Here is a 2,906-nt window from a genome sequence, read left to right as displayed (position 1 = left end):
GTGGGCCAGGCGACCGTCGTGGTCCGGGAGGACCGGCCCGGCGACAAGCGGCTCGCCGCCTACCTCGTCGCCGCCGACGGCGCCCGCATCGACACCGAGACGGTGCGTCGTGAGCTCGTCGGCGCACTCCCGGAGTACATGGTCCCGTCAGCCTTCGTCGTCCTCGACGAGATCCCGCTCACCGTCAACGGCAAGGTCGACCGACGCGCCCTGCCCGCCCCGCAGTTCGGCAACGACGCCGCCACCGGGCGCACACCCCGTGGGCCGGTCGAGGAGGTCCTGTGCGGCCTCTTCGCGGAGGTGCTTGGGCTGCCGTCGGTCACCATCGACGACCACTTCTTCAACCTCGGCGGGCACTCCCTGCTCGCCACCCGCCTCATCAGCCGCATCCGGCAGGCCTTCGGCGTCCAGATCACCGTCCGGGACCTCTTCCAGGGCCCGACGGTGGCTTCGCTGGCCGAGTACGTGGAAGCGGGCGGTGAAGCCGTGCAGCGGCCCGCGCTCCGGGAAGCGGTCAGGCCCGAGCGGGTGCCGCTCTCCTCGGCCCAGCAGCGGCTGTGGTTCCTCCACCACCTGGAGGGGCCCTCGGCGACGTACAACATTCCGCTGGCCCTGCGCCTCACCGGCGCACTCGACCAGCAGGCCCTCCAGCTCGCGCTCACCGACCTGGTGGTGCGGCACGAGTCGCTGCGCACCCTCTTCGGCATGGCGGACGACGCCGCCCACCAGTGGCAGCTCCCGGCCGCCGAGGTCCGGGTGGAGCTGCCCGTCGTCGCGGTGACCGAGGCCACGCTGGAGGCGCAGCTCGGGGCACAGGCCGCCCGGAGCTTCGACCTGGAATCCGAACTGCCGGTCCGAGCAGCCCTGTTCGCACTCGGGGACCAGGAGCACGTCCTGCTGGTGGTGATGCACCACATCGCCTCCGACGGCTGGTCCACCACCCCGCTGCTGCGGGACCTGGCAGCCGCCTACACGGCCCGCGCCGAGGGCACCGCACCCGCCTGGGAGCCGCTGCCGGTCCAGTACGCCGACTACACCCTCTGGCAGCAGGAACTCCTCACCGCGGACGGGGAGAGGCAGGCCGAGTTCTGGCACCACGCACTGGACGGGCTGCCCGACGAGGCCACCCTGCCGGCCGACCGTCCGCGCCCGGCAGTCGCCACCTACCGGGGCAACACCCACAGCGTTCACGTCCCCGCGGAGCTGCACGACGCGTTGACGCGACTGGCCAGGGAGACCGGCAGCACGCTGTTCATGGTGGCCCAGGCCGCCGTCGCCACCGCGCTGTCCCGCTCCGGCGCGGGGGAGGACATCCCGATCGGTGCACCCATCGCGGGCCGCTCGGAGCAGTCCCTCGACGACCTGGTCGGCTTCTTCGTCAACACCCTGGTGCTGCGTACGGATCTGACGGGCGACCCGAGCTTCCGTGAGCTGCTGACCCGGGTCCGGGAGGCCGACCTGGCGGCCTGGGCCCACCAGGACCTGCCCTTCGACCGGCTGGTGGAGACCCTCAACCCCGAGCGCTCCACCGCCCGGCACCCCCTCTTCCAGGTGGTCCTCACCCTCCAGGAAGCAGTCACTCCCACCCTCGAACTCCCGGGAATCACTGCCGAGTCGGGCTTCACCACGCTGGAGATCTCCAAGTTCGACCTGACCTTCTCCTTCCATGAGCACCGCACGGCGGACGGCCGCCCCGGCGGGCTGGACATCAGGGTCGAGTACGCCACCGATTTGTACGACGCCGGCACCGTCGAGGCGGTCACCGCCCGACTGGTCCGGCTGCTGGGCGATGCCGTCGAACGTCCCGAAATCCCCGTCGGAGAGCTGGAGTTCATCGGATCGGACGAGTGCCACCAGCTCCTGGAGCGATGGAACGGCGCGGTCACCGGCTCCTCCGGTGCGGGCCTCGCGGAGCTGTTCGCCGCACAGGCCGCCCGTACCCCGGACGCGATCGCCCTGGTCGACGGCGACCGGGAGCTGACCTACGCGGAGCTGGACGCGGACACCAACCGGCTGGCCCGCCACCTCGTGGGCCTCGGTGTCCGGCCGGAGAGCGTGGTCGCACTCCTGATGGAGCGGTCGGCGGACCTGCTCACCGGTCTCCTCGCGGTGGTCAAGGCCGGCGGTGTCTACGCCCCGCTCAACACCGCGGACCCCGACACCCGTCTGCTCCGGATCCTCACCGAGACCGGGGCGCCGGTCCTGCTCACCGACCGGGCGCTGGCCGATCACCCGATCGCGGCCCGGACCACCGCCGAGACCGTCGTGCTCGACGGGACCGCCGGATTCGCCCACCTTCCGTCGACGTCACCGGCGCCCCACGCCCATCCCGACCAGTGGCTGTACGTGATGTTCACGTCAGGCTCGACGGGTGTGCCGAAGGGCGTTGCGGTCACGCATCGCAATGTGGCGGACCTGGCCGCGCAGAGCATGTACGCCAACGGCAACCACACCCGGGTGCTCTTCCACTCGCCGCACACCTTCGACGCCTCGACACACGAGATCTGGGTGCCGTGGCTGAACGGGGGCACGGTCGTGGTGGCACCCCCGGGCTATCTCGACCCCGGTTCCCTGGTAGGTCTGCTGGCCGAGCGCGAGATCAGCTCGCTGTGGTTGACGGCCGGTCTGTTCCGGGTGATGGCGGAGGAGGCCCCGGAGGCGTTCGCCGGGGTCCGTGAGGTGTGGGCGGGTGGTGATGTGGTGCCGCCGGAGGCGGTGCGCCGTGTGATGGACCACTGCCCCGACATCACCGTTGTCAATGGTTACGGTCCGACGGAGACGACCACCTTCGCCACCACTCACCGCATTCACCGTCCGTTGGACTACGCGGGTGCGATCCCGATCGGTGAGCCCCTGGACAACCACCGGGTCTACGTTCTGGACGAGGGGCTGCGGCTGGTGCCGCC

The 2,906-nt window shown here is 71.2% G+C and carries 1 protein-coding gene; it reads left to right on the top strand.

Annotated elements, in window-relative coordinates; genetic code table 11:
- A partial coding sequence (locus ABZY11_RS43710; protein ID WP_356484503.1) for a condensation domain-containing protein occupies positions 1 to 2,906 on the top strand: 2,906 nt, incomplete at both ends.

The sequence above is a fragment of the Streptomyces sp. NPDC006510 genome (assembly GCF_040611955.1).
GTDB lineage: Bacteria > Actinomycetota > Actinomycetes > Streptomycetales > Streptomycetaceae > Streptomyces.
Note: the sequence above shows the minus strand (reverse complement) of the source record. Positions and strands in the feature narration are given on the sequence as shown.